This is a genomic window from Bradyrhizobium sp. 14AA (genome assembly GCF_054185205.1).
The window spans coordinates 38065-55910 of record NZ_JAVAYM010000013.1; the positions used below are offsets into that span (position 1 = coordinate 38065).

A 17846-nucleotide genomic window follows, 5' to 3' on the forward strand; every position below is an offset into this window, starting at 1 on the left:
GATCATGCGGCAGCTCATCGCTTGCCGAAGGGGAATTCCGCGTTGAATTGATGTTCGCCGCCGCGACAGGCGTCCGCGCCGGGGAATTGCACGCGCTGCGCTGGCGGCATGTGGACTTTGACCGGCTGGAATCAAGCATTGAGAGCCGCGTCGATCCCTATGGCAATGAGGATATACCCAAGACCGTCGCGGGCCTGCGGACCATCCCGCTCGGGGAGGGCATGTTGACCCCTTCTTCGCGAGTGGCGCGGCAAGACGCGTTTCCCCGGCAAGGACGATCTCATCTTCCCGAACCGAGAGGGCACCTACAAGAATCACGAGAACCTCGTGAAGCGTTATCCAGCCGCTGTTTGCCCGATTGGCCGCGCGTTGGAAGGAAGAGCGCCGCAACGAGCCATTTGAAATCTTCAACTGGCACGCGCTTCGGCATTTTGCGATCTCGTGCTGGATCGAAGCCGGGCTCCCGCCAAAAGCCGTGCAGAGCTTCGCGGGTGGATCGCTATGGCCATCAGGCCGTCATGGACGGCATCGCGGCCAGTATGGCTGGGCCGACCACGCCAATCGCCCCCTCCAACGGGTCGTCCCCGATCGGATGTTGTTCCATAGGAAAGCTAGACTTATCAGCAGGTTGCGTAGTAATTTACCGATTGTTAAGCCGAAATTCCATATGATACAAAATGTCGGATATAAATATGTTATATCCGACCAATTGGATCATGAGCCATGGCTAAGCCCTCGACACAACAGGATCGCGCGATCGCTCTCCTCAAGCAGCGCGGGATCGCACGTCCTTCCGAACTCGCCACCGCAGGCGTCTCGACGGCGACCATTGCCCGCATGAAGCAAAACGGCCTCGTCGTCCAACTGGGGCGCGGGCTCTATCAACTCCCCGACGCGCCCATCGAGACCCATCACTCCCTTGCCGAAGCCGCCAAGCGCGTGCCGAAAGGCGTCATCGCGCTGACCTCGGCGCTTGCCTTCCACGACCTCACCGACGTCATGCCCTCCATGGTCTGGATGGCCATCGGTCCCAAGGACCGCGAACCGCAGGTCACCAACCCACCCATGCAGTTCGTTCGCTTCAATCCCGAGCGGCTTCACGAAGGCGTCCAAATCCATACCATCGAAGGGTGTCCGGTAAAGATATTTAGTCCCGCCAAGACTGTGGTCGACCTTTTTCGCTACCGGCGAAGTGCCGGGACGCGCTATCGTCATAGCACCGGCCTCAATCTCGCACTCGAAGGCCTGCGCGAGGCGCTCCGTACCCGCAAAGCCAAGGCGTCCGAAATCGCGGATTTCGCGCGCAAGGCCGGGGTCTGGAAAGCGATGCAACCCTATCTTGAGGCCATGACTGCCAATGGCTAACCCACCTAAAAACGTCGGCGCCTCGGTTCGCGACCGTCTGCTCACCCTCTCGCGAGAGCGCAAGCAGCCCTTCGATCTCCTTCTCACGCGCTATGTGCTAGAGCGGCTCCTCTATCGCCTCGGCTCCACCGACTATCGCGAACGCTTCATCCTCAAAGGCGCGGTGCTGCTGTCGACGTGGGTCGACAACGAATTCCGCCCAACGCGTGACCTCGATCTCCTCGGCTCGGGCGATCCTGATCCCGACGCGCTGCTCGCGATCTTCAAGGAGATTGCCGCCGTCGACGCGGCCGACGGCGTCGTCTTCGATCCAAAGAGCTTTGTTGTCGAGGCCATCCGCGAAGAAACCGAATATGGCGGCGTCCGGATCAAGGGCAACGCCACCGTCGTCAACGCCCGCGTCCGTGTCGTGATCGACATCGCGTTCGGCGACGCCATCGAGCCCGGTGTGCAGGAAACCGACTTGCCCGTATTGCTGGATTTTCCAGCGCCGAAACTGCGGTCATACCCACGTGAAACCGTTGTCGCCGAGAAATTCCAGGCGATGGTCGCGCTCGGCCTCGCCAACAGCCGCCTCAAGGACTTCTACGACGTATGGGTCCTGATCGGTTCATACAAGTTCGAGGGTGATGCGCTGGCGCGCGCGATCAAGGCGACCTTCGCCCGCCGCAAGACGGAGATTCCGACCACCCTGCCGGTCGCGTTCACAGCCGCCTTCACCGAGGACGCCGGCAAGAAAGATCAATGGGCAGCCTTCACCAAGCAGGTCGCGGTCGATCCGGGCCCGCTGACGGATGTGGCAAAAGCGCTCGCAGAGTTCTTGATGCCGCGGGCAAAGGAAGCCCTGGCCCTCGAGGGCGGCGAGAAGGCGACCTAGCGGGGAAGACCATGATGATCATGCCGAAGATCATCATGATGACCAGCAGCAGCAGCACCAGACGATCAGCATCACGATCATGATCGGAATCGGCTCCAGCACGTGCTGGCCGATCACCCACATGCCGATGACCGGCATGATCGCGAATATCGCTAGGCGAAGCCAAACGGTCACCTATATATTTAGCCGTATCCCCTTACCCACCGAGCCTGCCGAGTGCCAAAACGCCCATCTGCCACTGCCGTCATCGTCACCGCCCTTGAGGTCGAGACGCGCGCCGTCTTGCGGCAGCTCGGGAAATACGACGTCGAGACCGTCAGCGGCACCGGCTTTTTCAAAGGCCAGTTCGAGGATTGGGAAATCGCGGTGGTCGAGGCCGGCCCCGGCAATGCGGGCGCGGCCGCCATCGCGGTTCGTGCCCTTGAGCGCTACAAGCCCCAAGTTGCGCTATTCGTCGGCGTCGCTGGCGGCGTGAAGGATGTGGCCATCGGCGACGTCGTGGTCGCAACCAAGGTCTACGGCTACGAGTCCGGCAAGGACACCGCCAAAGGCTTCCAGCCGCGTCCCGACGTTCAGAACACAGCGCATGCGCTGGAGCAGCGCGCCCGCGTCATCCGCCAGGGAAGCGACTGGAAGTCGCGGCTTGATCCTGCGGTCAAGCACGCAAACCCCGCATTTTTCGTCGCGCCGATCGCGGCGGGCGAGAAGGTCGTCGCTTCAAAAAAGGCTGCCACCGCGAAGCTGATTAAAGAACATTACGGCGATGCCGTCGCCGTCGAGATGGAAGGCAGTGGATTCCTGAAGGGGGTGCATATCAATCACCCCACGGAGGGCGTCGTCATCCGCGGCATCTCGGACTTGTTGTCCGGCAAGGCGAACGCCGACAAGGCAGGGTCGCAACAGTGCGCAGCCGATGCCGCCAGCGCTGTGGCCTTCGAGATCCTTTCAGGGTTGGATGGCGGTGAGGGTCAGGGGCGGAAGGCAAAGCCTGCCTTCCTGCGAACAGCCTCGACCTTCAGCAAGGGTAGTTACTTCACGCAAGGCGAGGTGCTCGCCGAGGTCGGCGTGCCCGACGTCGACCAGGTCCGGTTTGCCTTCGCAGGCGCCCCCGATGGCTACATGCGTATCATTCCCATGGAGCGCCGGGAAAAACCGCTGACGCTGTCGAGCCTCCACGCATGCGTCGATCAGTCCGAAATGATACGGGCAACCGGCCACGGTGGCCTTTCGACGGTGAACGCCTACGGGGCCATCTACTACGATCCCGCAGGCAGTTACCGGATGGGGCCAGCGCCGCTACGATGGGCGACGCAAATCTTTCAGAATGGCGAGCTCTGGAGCCTCACCGATACGCTGATCGTTCGCGAGCGCGCATGGCGCCTGGCAGACATCCCGCTGCCGCTCATTCCTGTGCTTACGCTTGAGCAGGGTTTTTATCGTGCGCTCCATAAGAACGTGCCGTTCGCTGTCGCGCATCTCGGGCTGACATTCCCGTGCGAGGTCGAGCTCGGCCTATTGAACATGCGGGGAGCGCATCTCGGCGTTGATCAGCGCGACATTCGGGGGCCCATCCAATTCGACGAAGCCATCGTGCAAATCGAGCTCGGCTCGGCCGATGCAGCGGAGGTCGACGCGGCGTTGCTGGCCTTCTGCGAGGAAATATTCGACAAGACCGGTTACGCGCGGCCTGAAGGATTGAACAGGTTTCCGCCTGGACCGCCTCGTTCCTAGGCCGCCAAGTTAGCCGCCGGCCTGAAGGAGCGCCTTTCCCTGATTGCAATTTCCGGTATTCTCGACGGATGGGGATCGGCAAGAACCTTTGGTTGATGGCGAAAACAGCCGGCGGACGTCGCGCCTTGAGCCGTCCCGATCTCTTTGCATATTGCGAATCCATGATCCGTCAGCCGCCGGCTCCTGCGGAGCTGGTCCGGGCCATGCAGGATCGGCATGTTCGCTGGGAAGGCGTCCAAATCTCGCTCATCGAATATTATCGACGCCACTATCTAACGCCGGCCTTGGAAAGGATTGCTTCGGAGCCGACGTGGGAGCGCCAACGCGCGACCTGCCTGCGGGAAATCCTGAATGAAGCGCATTGGGCGAATTGGGAGTATTGCCTCAAGCGGGCCCGAACGCCGTTCGGAAAAGAGATCATTCTTCAGAAATTACGCCAATTGTGGTCGGATCGGACCATTGAGGAATTGCGGCACTATGTCCTGCAATTCTATCTCGTCGCCCTCTGCACCAATGCCGTGCTCACGACCGTTGGTAAATCGTTCTACAAGTTTGACGAAGCCACCGAGCTGCAAATCAAGCTGTATGAGCAATATGGCCGCGACATCTATATGCTCGAAATCGGCATCATGGATCTTGCGCACGACGTATTTGCGGACGATGAAGCGCACGCTTACGAAATTGCGACCTTTAAGGATGAGCGCATGGCGCCGTTGGTGCAAGACATGTTCCGGCACCTCACGACGACAAAAGAGCAGATCATCGAGGGGACTTTCGACATCGCAGAGTTCAAGCGAGTCGATGAGTCCATCGGGCGCCAGAAAACGGCACTCGCGGCCGAGCTGACGAGCGACGCGCCTTAAGACGTCCAATGCGTTCATCACAAGTGCGCTGAGGAGCGCACAACTGCCACGTCAAGAGCGCCAGCCTTTCATGGCCGAGAAGCCTCGGCTGCCGCTTGAAGCGCTGCGCCGAGCTTCCGTACGAGCGCCACACACTCTCCCGCAGCGGCCTCGCGGATGACCAAGCGTTGGCCCAGGCGATAGGCTGTGTCGCCGCTGCGAGTGAGATAATCCTCATCAACAAGACCCTCCCGGTGCGCGAGCAGGTGTCGTTGCTGAAAGTAGCGCACCAGGGCTGTTAGCTCGGGAGGTGTCAGATAGCCGTCGTAGCCTTTGCCGACGGCCGACTGCCACAGCGTCGACCCTTCCGTGAGGTTCTGGAAAACGTTGCGACGGGCCGGTGCGACATTCGGAATTCGCGACCACATAGCCTCCGCAAATCGCTGGAAGGCCATGACCGATTGCACGATGCTGTTCTCGATCAGGAGGTTAGTGGTGTTTGCGGCGGCGTCGGCATCCTCAAGGCTGCTCCGGATCAGGGGCAGGGCATTTAATGCAGCCTCGATCTTATCAAGCGATTGTCCGAACACGTGATCCGCAGAACTCACACCGCAGGATGGACAAAAGTACGCGGAGCCGATCACGCTGAAGCGGCACTGACACGCGTTGCAGGTGACCTTGAGGCGCATCGAGTCAGTCGCACCGATGGGCAACAGCACTGGCTTCGGCGTCCGAGTAACGTTCATCGTCATCCGAATGAACGCGTTGCGCGGCTGCCGCCGGTTCCATTCGTAAGAATCCTGCTCCATCGCATCATCAAGTCGGCTGGAAAGCTGTCTCACCGCAACCTTCTGCGCCCATTTCACCTGGTCGGTGGTCCACCAGCTCTTGGCGGGAGCGTCATGCCCGCACGATGGGCAGAACACCTGCTCATCTCGAACGATGTTTCTCCAATCCTCTTGGTGGATCTTGAACAGAAAGAGGCATTCCTTGTTTGGGCACTCCTTGTCGACATACCCCTCGGCATCCGGCTCGGCCTTTAGTGGGACCGACACCTCGTGGGTGCCTTCGAGATCGCGTAGCGCGCGGATGAGATGATCGAACATTGGGGTCCCGCATCATACGGTGGGTAGGCAAAAACGAAGTTAATCAAACCTTAATTTGCTGAAATTGCTTGCCCTGACAATTACTTGAGTCGGGATCAATCCTCCTAAGGGGCTCTATCTAATCGCTGTTTTGCCCGACGATGCCAGCTATTTTACGGATGGACGATGCCAGCTATTTTACGGATGTCAGAGTAAGCCTGACTCGAAAATCAGGGGATTTCCGGCTGAAAATGCGCTGTCTTGCCGCTTATGGCTTGACCCTCCCGCTCGGGGCGTTCTAATTTTGTTCTCACGCGAGTCTGGCGTGCCGGCCGTCGCACTGAAGGAACATCGGCAGCCCCAATTCGGTTCGTCAGAATTTTTCCGAATGATAGTGCTTGCTGCGACGAACCTTTGGACCGGGAAAATGCACGAGATCATCTGTCCCCACTGTGACAAGGCCTTCAAGGTCGACGAATCCGGCTATGCTGAGATTCTGAAGCAGGTCCGTGACGCTGACTTCGCGCAGCAGCTCCACGAACGGCTGGAATTGGCCGAGCGCGACAAGCAGAGCGCGGTTGAATTGGCCAAGGCCCTGGTGAGCAGCGATCTGCAGAAGACCGCGGCCGCCAAGGATGCGGAAATCCAGGAGTTGAAATCGAAGCTTGATGGGAGTGGCGTTGCCCAGAAGCTGGCCGTCAGCGAAGCGCTCAGCGCCGTCGAGAAGGAGCGGGACAGGCTCGCGAACGCGCTGGCCGAATCTGAGCGCGAAAAGAAGGCGGCCTCGGAGGTTGCTGAAGCGCTTCTGGCCAGCGAGCAGCATAAAATCACTGCTGCCAAGGAAAGAGAAATCCAGGAGCTGAAAGCCAAGCTCCAGGCCGTTGAGCTTGAGAAAAAGCTTGCCGTCACTGAAGCGGTCGGCGCTATCGCGAAAGAGCGCGATGAGCTGAAGAACGGCATCAAGCAGGTTCAGCTTGAAAAGCAGCTCTCAGAGCAGTCGCTCAAGGACAAGTACGAAACGCAGATCAAGGATCGCGACGACGCGATCGAGCGCCTTAAGGACATGAAGGCCCGCCTCTCGACCAAGATGGTCGGCGAGACCCTCGAGCAGCACTGCGAGACCGAGTTCAACAGGGTGCGCGCGATGGCGTTTCCGCGGGCTTATTTTGAGAAAGACAACGACGCGCGGACCGGCAGCAAAGGCGATTACATCTTCCGGGACTTGGATGAGGCCGGCACGGAGATCATCTCGATCATGTTCGAGATGAAGAACGAGAGCGACAGGACCGCCACGAAAAGCAAGAACGAAGATTTCCTTAAGGAGCTCGACCGCGATCGCACCGAGAAGGGCTGCGAATACGCCATCCTGGTCTCACTGCTTGAACCGGACAACGAACTTTACAACACTGGCATCGTCGATGTCTTCCACCGCTACCCGAAAATGTATGTCATCCGGCCGCAGTTCTTCCTGCCGATGATCACGCTGTTGCGGAATGCGGCCATCAACTCGCTTAAGTACAAGACGGAGCTGGCGCTTGTGAGGGCGCAGAATATCGACATCACCCAGTTCGAGAGCCAGCTGGAAACGTTCAAGACCGCATTCTCGAAGAACTACGATCTTGCGTCCCGGCACTTCCAGACGGCGATCGCTGAGATCGATAAGTCGATTGATCACCTTCAGAAGACCAAGGACGCATTGATCGGCGCGGACCGCAATCTCCGGCTTGCGAATGACAAGGCGCAGGACGTGACGATCAAGAAGCTGACCCGGGGCAATCCGACGATGGCGGCGAAGTTTGCTGAGCTGAAGAGCCCGCCCGCTGAAGCCGCGGAGTGATCTCAGAGGCAGCTAAAACACTGTCTAGTGAGGTTAAAGAGAGAGCGCCGGACATTTCATGGAGAACTTGCCTAGGTTGGTCAAGACCGCACGGCGCCTAGTAGCGGTCCTACGCAAGCGAGAGCCGGTCCGAGGTCGAGGTTCTCTCAGCTTTTTAGGAACTTCGCATAGGCGCGAACATCGATCATGGGCACCGTCGCGATCGTTTGCAGTCTCGCGATCAGCTCCAACAGGAATGCCGTTGCCGCGCGCTTGTCAGCTTCGATCGTGTGGCCATTCTCCTGCTTCATAAAGATCCCGTAAGCGGCCACGCATCCCAGGTCTATCGGCGCCATCACATCAGCCGCCGTCAGCGCCTTCAGCAGCGGTTCGCCCATTGCCGGTTTCCACTCGCTCTCAAAAGAGAGTAAACCGCCAATGATGTGTCTCGGCGGCTTGGCCGGCTGCATACCACCGGCGGAGGGAATCGGCAGGCTAGTTCGATGAAGAGCCCGCACGCTCGCGATTTTGCGCGCGGCGTATTCGACCTGATCCGCATCGATTGACTGCTTGGCTTCAAAAACGGCGTAGACGCTTTCGGCGGGGATCACCAGGGTGCCGTCTTGCTTAAAAATGAGCGGGGTGTACTGGCGGTCATAGATGACGATGTCGATCTGCTGGCTAGTGGTATCCGTGCTGTCGATCACAAAGGCCCGATCAACGCGATATCGCTCCGGCAAGTAGTTCTTGAGCAGTTCGATCCAGATGCCCTCCGTCGCGTCGCCCTTGGCGACCGGATGGCCGATGACGGCGCGGCTTCGCTCGAGCCGAAGTGAAATCTCCCCATGCAGGCCGGCGAGGAGCTTCTCAAGCGACCAGCCGCTCATATAACGATGTCTCGCCAATACGGCGCAACAAGAGCAGCCGCCGCGGCCCCCTTGAGGGCCTGCTTTTCGGCCACCGTGAGATCGTCGGAGATGATGTTGTTGGTGTTTGACGGGTCGACGAAGCGCGCGGTCATGATGTTATCGCGAAGATAGGTAAAGACCGTGCGCATGTTGTCGGCCAGCGGCGCCAACCAGGCAGTTTCAAGCGCCTTAATGACCGCCAGTTCGAGGTAAAATGAGGGAAACTCCAGCCCCTTCTGGGTCCGCCAGAGCTTAATGAGCCGGATTTCGGCTTGCCGACCGGAGTTCTTCACCTTCATGATGTGCTGCGAGATGTCGGTCTTGGTCCACGTGTCGCCGCGCCGCTTGTACAAGCTATGGTCATTCAGCAGCCAGTTTTGGCGCTTCGCCGGGACCAAGTCGACGGAGTAGCCATATACCTTAATCCCGATCGATACGTTCTGTTGGCGCGGCTGGTAGCCCGCCGCCCTTAGTGCGATGACAAGGCCCTTGTGGATGTCGGAGAGCGTCTCCGTGGTCTCCGGCGACAGCGAGATGAAGAGGTCCAGATCGGTGCCACTGTGGTTGGCCGTGCCCTTGGCGAAAGAGCCGCTCGCCGAGACGTCGAGCAGGTAGCGGCCGGCCCACTGATCGATGACGGGTCTGATAACGCCCGGGACAAAGAAGGCAGGCGAGGCCAGTCCGGTCGCCACCTGCTCCCGCAGCAGAATGGCGTTCAGGTAGTCCTGTTCGGACATCATGCGCCAACCCTGAGCGTTCGATAAGCCGTACAGGTCGAGCGCATTCATCAAAGTGCGTCCTTTAGGAGAAGACCCGGACGCCGGCCCGGATGGTGCCGGCGCGACCGCCCAAGTCGATTGCGACATGCCAGTGCCCGGACTGCGGCACGCGCAGCCGGACCGGTGAGCGGCGGGCTTCGCCCCCGAAGTACCGGTGCTGCCCGCCCTGGCGATAGCTCTGGAAATTGCCGGCATCCATCAGGCGCACATTGGCGGCGTGGTCGAGGGTGACCTCGACCACCGCACCGCTGTTGAGAAAGCCCAGGTCGTTGTGGAGGAAGTCCATCGCTACTTGTCCTTCACGGTGGTGTTGGGGTGGGACTGGCCGTGCTTGGTAGTGACATAGCGGCCGGAGATCGCGCTGCGGTAGTGCGGCCCACTGGAGCCGTGCTTGCCCGGCGCTTCGTGGACCGTTGTGCTCGCGTGGCTGCGACCATACTTAGGAGTCACATACTGCCCAGTGGTTGCGCTGCGGTACGGACCGCTGCCTTTAGACGATTTCGACATGGTTGATATCTCTAGATCGGCAATTGCCGGAACGGAATCAATTGCTATCTTGCAATTGTGGCTCGATTCGGGCCCGAGATCAAGGCATGCGGTCAGGGAATAATGGCGTCAGGAAAATTCGACGGGGAGGCATTCTTTGCCGCAATCGACAGCGTGCGAATCACGCGCGACCTCACTTGGAAGAAAGTAGCCGAGCAATCCGGCGTGCCGGCATCGAGCCTGACTCGCATGTCCCAGGGAGGGCGGCCGGATGTGGATAGCTTCGCCGCTCTTTGCGCCTGGTCGGGCCTCAAGGCCGATCAGTTCGCAGGCGGCACTTCAAAAACCAAGGAGGGAAAGGAGCCGCTGGCGGAGCTCACCGCGCATCTACGGGCCGATCCTAATTTGTCGAAAGAGGGGGCCAAGGCGCTGGAGGCGCTGATCAAGGCCGCGTACCAGCAATTCAGGAAGAGGTAGCGGCTCGGAATGGTCTTGCGTCGGGGGTTCAAAGCAGAAGCGAACTGGTATGCGACCAGCCTCCGCAAGGAGCTGGATATCGCGCCGCATTTGCCGCTTTGCCCCTGGCGTCTCGCTGAGCATCTGGAGTTTCCGGTTTTTCCGCTCAGCGACTACGCGAAGTTGGCTCCTGAGGCGGTGGCCTATCTCCGAACAGGCGACGGTCAGAAAGACTTCTCGGCCGTGACGCTTGCCGTTGGCCAGGAGCGCTTCATCGTCCACAACGACGCACACGACAGGAAGCGGCAGGCCGCCGATATCAGCCATGAACTCGCGCACGGTCTGCTGTTGCATCCACCCATGCAGATCTTCGACCCGTCAGGGACGCGCAACTACGACAAGACCATGGAGGAGGAGGCCAACTGGCTTGGACCGGCGCTCCTGGTCTCGGACGAGGCCGCCATGCACATCGCCGCGCTCAGCCTGACGATTTCGAAAGCGTCTGACATGTACGGCGCAAGCGAGCCGCTGGTCCGCATGCGGCTCAACGTGACCGGCGCCTACCAGCGAGTGGCGAATCGCCGTCGCTTCGCGCGGGCCTAGCTGCGCTCGCTGGATCGCGGGAGCAATTTAAGCGGCTGCTTGCGGCGTCGCGCGGGTGAATTCATCAAGCTTGCCATCAAGCTCGAAGAAATTTGCGGCATCTTGGCGCAGTTCCCGAGCCGCTTGACCCTAAAACGCCACCTCGACCTTGAAGCCGCGCTCGATCAGCTTCTCGATGACCGGCACATAGTCTGAATCCCCGGCGAGCAGCAAGATATCATCGTTTTTCTTGTCGATGACGTTGAACGCGTCATCCATCATCGCCGTGGCGATCGCCACGTCGACCTTCTTCTCATTTCCGGCGTTCTTGTTGTAGACGTGGCCACTGCCGGTGAAGCAGAGCCTTGGCCAGCTTCAAGCAGTTGGAGCACTCTATGCGCGAGGCGGTCACGCCGCCGACCATTCGCGTCAACTATCCTCAAATCCCCGACGCGGGCATGACCGTGTTCCGGGCTAGAGTCCCAAGCCATCACCACGCCCGCACCTCCAAAGCCAGCGGCTGAATGTCGTGAGTCGACAGGGGTTATCGAATGCCCCTAAGATGTGGAGGAAGTAAGTTCGCGGAAGCCGGGTACGGGTGGGGCAGTGAACTTCCAGGTGACGGTTCTCAAGGTGCTGGTCAGCTATCCAGACGGGTTCGCCGTCATGGAGGATATCAAGCACGATATGGCGATTCTGGCGACCAGCGGGCGGGATTGGGCCGAACGCACGAAGCGATTGGCAGCCCGCATGCCTGACCTGGATATCTTCTCCCAGGGTCTGATCGAGCGGATGAACGGCGGCTGGCGTGTCACTGATAAAGGACGCTCGGTTCTCGAGATCATGGAGGCTCGGCCTGCACCGGCCCAAGCAACGGAGCTGCCTGATGTCCGCGCGGTCGAGGAGCCGACACCAACCACGACTTTGTCACCGATGCCTTCGATAGCTTCAACTCGACCAATGCGGAAACGAAGCCGACGCGACGCTATCCGGCGAAGACAAGCGAGGGCGTCGTAACAAACCTAGCTAACAAGCAAGACCTTGTATTCGGAAAATACGAAAATATTCCATAATCTATGTTATGCGAAGTCATTTGTCTCAATAATTACATAGGGTTACCGCCGCTTTCTCCGTGACGGTCCAGATTGATCGCATATTCTCTCTCATCATCTCATCGATGATATTTGCCAGTTCTTTGCGAATCCCGCGCAAACCGAGAGGTTGACTTATCAGCCGTCGTAGAACACGCAGCGAGCGCCCACTCGCATAGTCACACCGAGTGATTAGCTGCTCTCTTCGAGTGAACGATGTTCGCTTCGGAAGATCCCGCAGCGTGACCGATTGCAATTTCTCTGCTCGCGCTCAACGGCGTGACGTACTGGCTGGCGAGCCGAGATCGCTCGCGAGAGTGGCGACTAGTGTCTGAAGCCCTGCTACGCAACTTGCGATCGTCTTCAGAGCCATGATTGCTTCTGTAATCTGAATTGCGCGACGCCCTTCGTCGGCTGATCGGTGAAATACTCGCCGCTCAGCGTCATCGGGCTCGCCATTCCAACTTTCATGATCGCGACGCCTCGGTATAGTATGGGGTAGCCCGGCTTGATGTACTGCGGCTTGCGCCTGTTCTCGAAAACGTAATAGACGTGATATTGCGTTCCGGTCGAGTCGCGGGTCGCGACGACTGCGAGCGTGGTGGAGGTGGATTCTTCTGTGTCCAGGACGAGCGTCATCCCGCCTAGACGATGTCGGATGATGAGTGTGGCCTCCCGAAAATCCTGGTCACCAGCGCCAAAGCGCAATTCCCCGACCCAATGCCCACCCAGATAGGGGAACGTCATCTGTTGAAGCACCGGGATGGCTCGCCAAGCGATGTAAATAGCGATTACCAGGGCCGCAGGGATTCCCAGAACGTATCTGGAGAAGAGCCAGACGTCCTTGTATGCAGGTCCCTGGAAGGCCTCCGTGACCTCCAGAAATGCGAATATTGCTACCGCCAGGCAGACGGCTATCGTAAAGAGGGTCCGGGTCTGAAGAAAGCTGATCATGCCGAAGACCGAAATCGAAATGAGCGCATACGACGAATTATTTAGGACACTGTCCGGCCTTCCGGCCTTATCAGACCCACTGATCTGTTGCGTGTATCACGAGGATAGCCCACCCGGCTTCGCCGAGCCAATGCCTCGCGATCCGAGTCCTGAAGTCGGGCAGACTGTTGACAGGAGTTTCGCAGAGGTCGTCCGCTCGGTTGTCGGATTGAATGACGCGATCCATGACGGGGCGATCATGGCGGCGTTGGATGATCGCGGGTGCTGCCGCGTGACCGGCTGGTCCTACCGTCTATTCCCTCCCCCGGCGAAGCATCCGTTGCCTCCGAACAGAGGATCCGCGTTCAACAGCTGCCTTGCGATGTCGTTGGTTCCGGGAGTTGTGGCTCTCTATCTAACCTCAAAGGGCAGGGCTTGGCGGTTTGAACGGGGTTCTGCCAACCGACTTTAGTCAGTCTGGTATCGTAATCGACGAGACGGCGTCCCGGACAGCGCTCCAGGGAACGCCGGATGCGATCGGCAGTTGCGGCTTCTGCTCCTTGACCACGTTCCGCAACAGGTCGTCGATCTCGTGCGAAAGGGCTTTCATACCCTCGTACTTCTCTTCCGTGTCGAAGATGACCCGCGAGCCGTCGGGCACCTTCAGCCGCTTCGCTTCCTCGGGATGGAGATAGAGATAGTCCAAGTAGCGCTGGACCTCGGTCAGAATGCGCAGCTCGTAGAGATATCCGATCTTAAACGCGGTCTGGTCGGCATGGTACATGGTTGCCGCGATGTCGAAGCTGGGAAAGTTGATTTTGGTCCCCTCCTCGATGGAGTCCGCTCTGACGTTCTTGCAGAGTCGTATAGCTTTCCTCAAGCCGCCAAGACAAGAGTCGCAGCGCTCTTCGATCAGCTTGATGTGCTTGAACGGAAAATTCTCAACCGTCTTCGGCACTTTGCGATCGAGGATGATCACTCCCCGATCGGCGAGTTGTCGGGTCTGCTGATAAGCGGTCGTCTCGTACCAGTGAGACGGAACGACGTCGACTGGCCTGGCGAGCGAGCCTCCGGAGATCGCGATGGCCTTTCCTCCCGACGGATCGACATCCGCTGCGGGAAACGCCGAAGGAAGGATCTTCTCGATCGACGAGCGTAGCTCAGTGAGGACACTAATCGAATTGCGCGTTGAAGCGGTGTACGTACCGGCCAGAGCACCCGATGAACTGTAGATGAAGAAGTCGGTCTGAAGTGCGAGCAAATCGACGTCACTGACGCCACGAATGTGGACGTTAAGGGGAACCGACCCTTGAACGCGAAATTCGATGGAGGACAGGCTTTTGGCGATCTGATTACCAACCCGATCGGCCGTTTCGAGGCTGATCCTGGTATATTCCGGCCCGACCTCTTGCATCGCACCGAGAGCGTAGCGCGTGTAGGATTGGGCGGGCGCGCGATTCTGCCATTTTTCCGCGGCGGCGCTCTTCGCGATGATCTCCTTGCGCGCAGCCTCGTTGAGCCTGCCGACCCGATCCACACCCTTGCGGCGGATCCTTAGCTTTTCTAGTCGGCTATTGATATCCCGCGCCATGATCCCTCTTCAATGTAAACGTGCCGAAGGTAAACCGGCCATGTCCATTGAAATATTCACCTTGGCCGGACTTCAGGTCCTTTGCGAACAGAAGCATGCATGAGCCGAGATGGCTCCTGAGATCGACCTCTCCGATGTTCGGATCATTGCGGTAGTTATAGAGCAGTCGATATCCGTCTTCGTCGTCGCAGATTAGAGCGGCGGCGATGCTGTCAGAACCGGATTGTTCGGCCTTGAGCCGCACGCGGATCTTGTCCCAGCTCTGGAATATCGTGAGTACCGCCTTCCATTCGTGGCCCAGCTGGCCGTCGGGCTTGAGGCTTCTTCCCTCGACCGTCCAGTTACCTGCAAGGTCCGGGACCTTCAGGGCCGTGTTCAAATAGGGCCAGCGCCAAGCATACTTGTTGAGTAGCCAGTAGAGGACAGCGAAGACCATTCCGGCTCCCACAAGTGACAGCACTGAGGGCGGCAGATTTGCGTTGATTCCGTATCGCTTGGCCAAATCTACGACGGAGAGCAGTACGAAAACCACCGATGACGAGACTGATGCGGCAAACAGTGTTAGATAACGGCCGACTTGTGCCCGGTTCAGCCCGCCGTGCAGCGAATAGTCATGTTCTTTCAAAACAACTCCCCTGCCTGAAAAAGGCTCGCGAGCAAAAGCACACGGGACGGCCGGCACCCGTGGTACCAGAACAGCATTGCACGCCGCACTGCGCGTATGCTCCCGCAATGCTCATACCGGAAGAGCGCAATGGAAGTCAGCCGTACTTCCCCCCAAACGCTACGGGGTCTGCAGCACGAAAAATCAAAGCTTTAATGACTATAGTTCATATAGGCCAAAGTTCCCCTGCGCAAGCCTGGCACCAGCGCGGAAACTTATCCCGCGACGTCTAACCCTGCCTTCTCGGACCGCGGCCGCGACACGGCATTAGGGAAATCCCCAGTTGTCGTCGAGGCGACGGAAGCGAGAGAACGGCGCCCCCGAAGAGCACGGCTTACGCACTCATCCCGGGGTCCACCGCGAGGATGCTCTATAGTCGCTTCGCGTGCCTGTGATGGCTGAGTCGCCGTGGCAAGTGCGAGCCAGCAGTTCGGTTTAAAGTTCGCGTAACCTTCATTATGGAATATCCGAAGTCGAGTTTGCATCAAGCTCGTGTTTCCAAAAGCTCATCTGATTAGTTAGTGAGCTAGAGGGATTCCATGCGCGACTTTAGTACGTCAACCGTCGCAATCAGTCCCGCAGCTTCCATCATGAGCAAGAGCTCCGCCGGCGTCATTTCCGGTTTCTTGAAGCGCTCGCGCATACGCCGAATGGCTGCAACAGCGCGGGCTTCGTCGAGTGCGATAGTTTCCGCAATGAAAGCGTCGGCCGATTTTGCCTCCATGTTCAGGTCGGAAAGAACTGCCGCCGGAAAGTCCTTGGTCTGGCAAGATTTCAAGAACCATTATTTTGGTAGAATGGCCGCTTCGCGCTAGGAGCACCGCTCACATCGGTCGCGGTCACTTTAATTCGCGACGCTCGGTGTCCGCTTGACGCGGGCGGGCGTCTCGTGGTCTGGTCTCACAAAAGTATACGTACGTAAACATTCTGCGTGGGGCTGAGCATAAAGACCGTGCCGGCCAGCGAAGCGAGTTGAGGAAATTTGCTGGTCGCGCAGATGTTGTGGAAGGTGCTGCTGTTGGAGAAGCGCATTGTCACGGGAGGACTTACGCAGTCTACTCGCGGAATGACTATCGATGGAGGGGTAGCCTGAAAGGACGTCGGCTAATCACAAGCCCCTCAAAATTCGCAAGGATCGTCAGAATGTGACAATAGCGCCCCGTATAGGCGGGTTAAATGCTTGACGAAATTTGCGGTAATGAAGGCTGATGCAAGTTACCGAACAAAAAGCAGGTATAATGCGGTGGAACAGCCGCGCACATCGGGGAGGAAATTATGGATCGTACTTGGCGAACTAATCGGACTATCTTGGCTGTAGCTGCAACACTTGCGGTGGCGACGCCGGCATCTGCGCAGGAAACCTTCAAGGTCGGTATCGTGACGTTCCTTTCCGGACCGGCGGCGGACAGTTTTGGCGTTCCCGCCCGCAACGGCGCGCAATTCGTCATCGATCAGTTGAACAAGGGCACGGCCCCCGCGCCGTACGAGAAGGTTGGCTTCGGTGGGATGAAGATCGAGCCCGTCATCATCGATGAGAACGGCGGCGCTACCAAGCAGGTCCAGGAATTGCGCAACCTCTATCAGCGCGACAATGTCGACGTGGTGCTAGGTTATATCGGCTCCGGCGACTGCCTCGCGGTGGCGCCGATAGCGGAAGAGTTGAAGAAAATGCTGGTGCTGATGGACTGCGGAACGCCGCGCATCTTCGAGGAAGGCAAATATAACTACGTGTTCCGTACCGCCGCACACGCCACGATGGATAATGTCGGCCTTGTCCGGTACATGAAGTCCAAGAACATCAAGATGGACACGCTTTCGGCCATCAACCAGGACTACGCCTGGGGTCAGGACAGCCGGGCCGATTTCGTTGCCGCGGCCGGACAAATCTATCCCAATGCCAAGCTCAATATCGACCTGCTGCCGAAATTCGGCGCCGGCCAGTATGGCACCGAAATTTCGGCCCTGGTTGGCGCCGGCTCGGACGTCGTCTATTCGAGCCTGTGGGGTGGCGATCTGCAGGCCTTCATCCTGCAGTCCGCACCTCGCGGCCTGCCCAAGCGCAGCCAGCTCGTATTCAGCGCAGCGGACCACGTGCTGCCGCCGCTCGGTGACAAGATGCCCGACGGCACCATCATCGGCGCGCGCGGCGCCTATGGCCTGATGTCGCAGAAATCACCCCTGAACGATTGGCTGTTCAAGGGTTACGAGGCGGCAAACAACGTCTACCCGGTACAGGCCGCCTATCGCATGACGCAGGCAATCCTCGGACTGAAGGCGGCTGTCGAAAAGGCGATGGCCAAGAACGGCGGCAAGAAGCCTTCGACCGACGAGCTGGTGGCGGCGATGACTGGACTCGAATGGCCCACGCCCGGCGGGCTCATCCAGATGAAACTTGCCGACGGCCATCAGGCGATCCAGCCGATCGCCTTCAGCCGCACAAAATACAATCCTGATACGAAGCGGGTCGATCTGGTCGATATCCAGTACTTTGCGGCCGAATGCGTCAACCCGCCCGCAGGCGTAAAATCGCTGGATTGGATTAAGGGCGGCATGCAGGGCGCCAAGTGCGAGTAGGCAGGCCTCAGCTCTCAATGAGCGCCCATAAGCGACGCGCGCGCAAGTTCGCGTTGCTTATCCCTG

General features: G+C 58.9%; 19 protein-coding genes. 9 read left to right on the forward strand and 10 right to left on the reverse strand.

The annotated features are described in order from the left end of the window. Window positions 1–723: 723 nt before the first annotated feature. From RAD15_RS22970 to RAD15_RS22985, 4 genes are all read left to right on the forward strand, one after another. Window positions 724–1365 carry a type IV toxin-antitoxin system AbiEi family antitoxin domain-containing protein gene (locus RAD15_RS22970; RefSeq protein ID WP_458180472.1) on the forward strand — a complete coding sequence of 214 codons (642 nt, stop codon included), beginning with the start codon at window positions 724–726 and terminating at the stop codon, window positions 1363–1365. Next, window positions 1358–2242: a nucleotidyl transferase AbiEii/AbiGii toxin family protein gene (locus RAD15_RS22975; protein WP_458180473.1), complete on the forward strand. Its 885-nt coding sequence runs from the start codon at window positions 1358–1360 to the stop codon at window positions 2240–2242. Before RAD15_RS22970 ends, RAD15_RS22975 begins: the two co-directional genes overlap by 8 nt. A gap of 216 nt (window positions 2243–2458) precedes the next feature. Further along, window positions 2459–3973 carry a 5'-methylthioadenosine/S-adenosylhomocysteine nucleosidase family protein gene (locus RAD15_RS22980; protein WP_458180474.1) on the forward strand — a complete coding sequence of 505 codons (1515 nt, stop codon included), beginning with the start codon at window positions 2459–2461 and terminating at the stop codon, window positions 3971–3973. Between the two features lie 68 nt (window positions 3974–4041). Next, window positions 4042–4836, forward strand: coding sequence for a hypothetical protein (locus tag RAD15_RS22985; RefSeq protein WP_458180475.1), 795 nt, complete (start codon window positions 4042–4044; stop codon window positions 4834–4836). A gap of 68 nt (window positions 4837–4904) precedes the next feature. On the opposite strand, the gene RAD15_RS22990 is transcribed toward RAD15_RS22985, so the two are convergent. Further along, a complete protein-coding gene (locus RAD15_RS22990; RefSeq protein ID WP_458180476.1) occupies window positions 4905–5921 on the reverse strand; it encodes a hypothetical protein in 1017 nt (338 codons plus the stop codon). Window positions 5922–6327: 406 nt separating this feature from the next. Here RAD15_RS22990 and RAD15_RS22995 point away from each other — a divergent pair, with 406 nt between their 5' ends. After that, on the forward strand, window positions 6328–7737 hold the full coding sequence (locus RAD15_RS22995; RefSeq protein ID WP_458180477.1) for a DUF2130 domain-containing protein: 1410 nt from the start codon (window positions 6328–6330) through the stop codon (window positions 7735–7737). 146 nt (window positions 7738–7883) lie between these two features. Here RAD15_RS22995 and RAD15_RS23000 read toward each other — a convergent pair whose 3' ends face one another. From RAD15_RS23000 to RAD15_RS23015, 4 genes are read right to left on the reverse strand one after another with little or no spacing between them, the layout of a single operon-like run. Further along, complete coding sequence (locus RAD15_RS23000; RefSeq protein ID WP_458180478.1) at window positions 7884–8603, reverse strand: DUF6602 domain-containing protein; 720 nt, start codon at window positions 8601–8603, stop codon at window positions 7884–7886. Then, window positions 8600–9412: a nucleotidyltransferase gene (locus RAD15_RS23005; RefSeq protein ID WP_458180479.1), complete on the reverse strand. Its 813-nt coding sequence runs from the start codon at window positions 9410–9412 to the stop codon at window positions 8600–8602. Before RAD15_RS23005 ends, RAD15_RS23000 begins: the two co-directional genes overlap by 4 nt. Before the next feature lie 13 nt (window positions 9413–9425). Continuing rightward, on the reverse strand, window positions 9426–9689 hold the full coding sequence (locus RAD15_RS23010; protein WP_458180480.1) for a DUF1883 domain-containing protein: 264 nt from the start codon (window positions 9687–9689) through the stop codon (window positions 9426–9428). A gap of 2 nt (window positions 9690–9691) precedes the next feature. After that, window positions 9692–9853, reverse strand: a complete 162-nt coding sequence (locus RAD15_RS23015) for a hypothetical protein (RefSeq protein ID WP_458180481.1) — start codon at window positions 9851–9853, stop codon at window positions 9692–9694. A gap of 159 nt (window positions 9854–10012) precedes the next feature. On the opposite strand from RAD15_RS23015, the gene RAD15_RS23020 reads away from it, so the two are divergent. After that, window positions 10013–10366, forward strand: a complete 354-nt coding sequence (locus RAD15_RS23020; RefSeq protein WP_458180482.1) for a helix-turn-helix domain-containing protein — start codon at window positions 10013–10015, stop codon at window positions 10364–10366. Between the two features lie 9 nt (window positions 10367–10375). Beyond that, the gene (locus tag RAD15_RS23025) at window positions 10376–10948 is read left to right on the forward strand and encodes an ImmA/IrrE family metallo-endopeptidase (protein WP_458180484.1); all 573 of its coding nucleotides are present in this window, start codon (window positions 10376–10378) and stop codon (window positions 10946–10948) included. A gap of 129 nt (window positions 10949–11077) precedes the next feature. On the opposite strand, the gene RAD15_RS23030 is transcribed toward RAD15_RS23025, so the two are convergent. Then, the gene (locus RAD15_RS23030) at window positions 11078–11227 is read right to left on the reverse strand and encodes an NYN domain-containing protein (protein ID WP_458180485.1); all 150 of its coding nucleotides are present in this window, start codon (window positions 11225–11227) and stop codon (window positions 11078–11080) included. 306 nt (window positions 11228–11533) lie between these two features. On the opposite strand from RAD15_RS23030, the gene RAD15_RS23035 reads away from it, so the two are divergent. Next, window positions 11534–11944: a hypothetical protein gene (locus RAD15_RS23035; protein ID WP_458180486.1), complete on the forward strand. Its 411-nt coding sequence runs from the start codon at window positions 11534–11536 to the stop codon at window positions 11942–11944. A gap of 437 nt (window positions 11945–12381) precedes the next feature. Here the strand turns inward: RAD15_RS23035 and RAD15_RS23040 are convergent, their stop codons facing one another. From RAD15_RS23040 to RAD15_RS23055, 4 genes are all read right to left on the reverse strand, one after another. Further along, complete coding sequence (locus tag RAD15_RS23040) at window positions 12382–12972, reverse strand: Cap15 family cyclic dinucleotide receptor domain-containing protein (protein ID WP_458180487.1); 591 nt, start codon at window positions 12970–12972, stop codon at window positions 12382–12384. Between the two features lie 451 nt (window positions 12973–13423). Then, window positions 13424–14542, reverse strand: coding sequence for a hypothetical protein (locus RAD15_RS23045; RefSeq protein WP_458180488.1), 1119 nt, complete (start codon window positions 14540–14542; stop codon window positions 13424–13426). Next, window positions 14523–15167 carry a Cap15 family cyclic dinucleotide receptor domain-containing protein gene (locus RAD15_RS23050; protein WP_458180489.1) on the reverse strand — a complete coding sequence of 215 codons (645 nt, stop codon included), beginning with the start codon at window positions 15165–15167 and terminating at the stop codon, window positions 14523–14525. The genes RAD15_RS23045 and RAD15_RS23050 overlap by 20 nt, the downstream gene beginning before the upstream one ends. A gap of 565 nt (window positions 15168–15732) precedes the next feature. Then, entirely contained in the window at window positions 15733–15984 is a 252-nt protein-coding gene (locus RAD15_RS23055) for a hypothetical protein (RefSeq protein WP_458180490.1), read from the reverse strand. A gap of 530 nt (window positions 15985–16514) precedes the next feature. Between RAD15_RS23055 and RAD15_RS23060 the strand changes: the two genes are divergently transcribed. Further along, window positions 16515–17780, forward strand: a complete 1266-nt coding sequence (locus RAD15_RS23060) for an ABC transporter substrate-binding protein (protein ID WP_458180491.1) — start codon at window positions 16515–16517, stop codon at window positions 17778–17780. The last annotated feature ends 66 nt before the right edge of the window (window positions 17781–17846 follow it).

Excerpts from the sequence above, each read along its gene's own strand:
- RAD15_RS23000 (WP_458180478.1), bottom strand. The coding sequence starts at position 8,603 with ATGAGCGGCTGGTCGCTTGAGAAGCTCCTCGCCGGCCTGCATGGGGAG.
- RAD15_RS22970 (WP_458180472.1), top strand. The coding sequence starts at position 724 with ATGGCTAAGCCCTCGACACAACAGGATCGCGCGATCGCTCTCCTCAAG.
- RAD15_RS23040 (WP_458180487.1), bottom strand. The coding sequence starts at position 12,972 with ATGATCAGCTTTCTTCAGACCCGGACCCTCTTTACGATAGCCGTCTGC.
- RAD15_RS23025 (WP_458180484.1), top strand. The coding sequence starts at position 10,376 with ATGGTCTTGCGTCGGGGGTTCAAAGCAGAAGCGAACTGGTATGCGACC.
- RAD15_RS23045 (WP_458180488.1), bottom strand. The coding sequence starts at position 14,542 with ATGGCGCGGGATATCAATAGCCGACTAGAAAAGCTAAGGATCCGCCGC.
- RAD15_RS22975 (WP_458180473.1), top strand. The coding sequence starts at position 1,358 with ATGGCTAACCCACCTAAAAACGTCGGCGCCTCGGTTCGCGACCGTCTG.
- RAD15_RS23020 (WP_458180482.1), top strand. The coding sequence starts at position 10,013 with ATGGCGTCAGGAAAATTCGACGGGGAGGCATTCTTTGCCGCAATCGAC.
- RAD15_RS23010 (WP_458180480.1), bottom strand. The coding sequence starts at position 9,689 with ATGGACTTCCTCCACAACGACCTGGGCTTTCTCAACAGCGGTGCGGTG.
- RAD15_RS23005 (WP_458180479.1), bottom strand. The coding sequence starts at position 9,412 with ATGAATGCGCTCGACCTGTACGGCTTATCGAACGCTCAGGGTTGGCGC.
- RAD15_RS22995 (WP_458180477.1), top strand. The coding sequence starts at position 6,328 with ATGCACGAGATCATCTGTCCCCACTGTGACAAGGCCTTCAAGGTCGAC.
- RAD15_RS22985 (WP_458180475.1), top strand. The coding sequence starts at position 4,042 with ATGGGGATCGGCAAGAACCTTTGGTTGATGGCGAAAACAGCCGGCGGA.
- RAD15_RS22990 (WP_458180476.1), bottom strand. The coding sequence starts at position 5,921 with ATGTTCGATCATCTCATCCGCGCGCTACGCGATCTCGAAGGCACCCAC.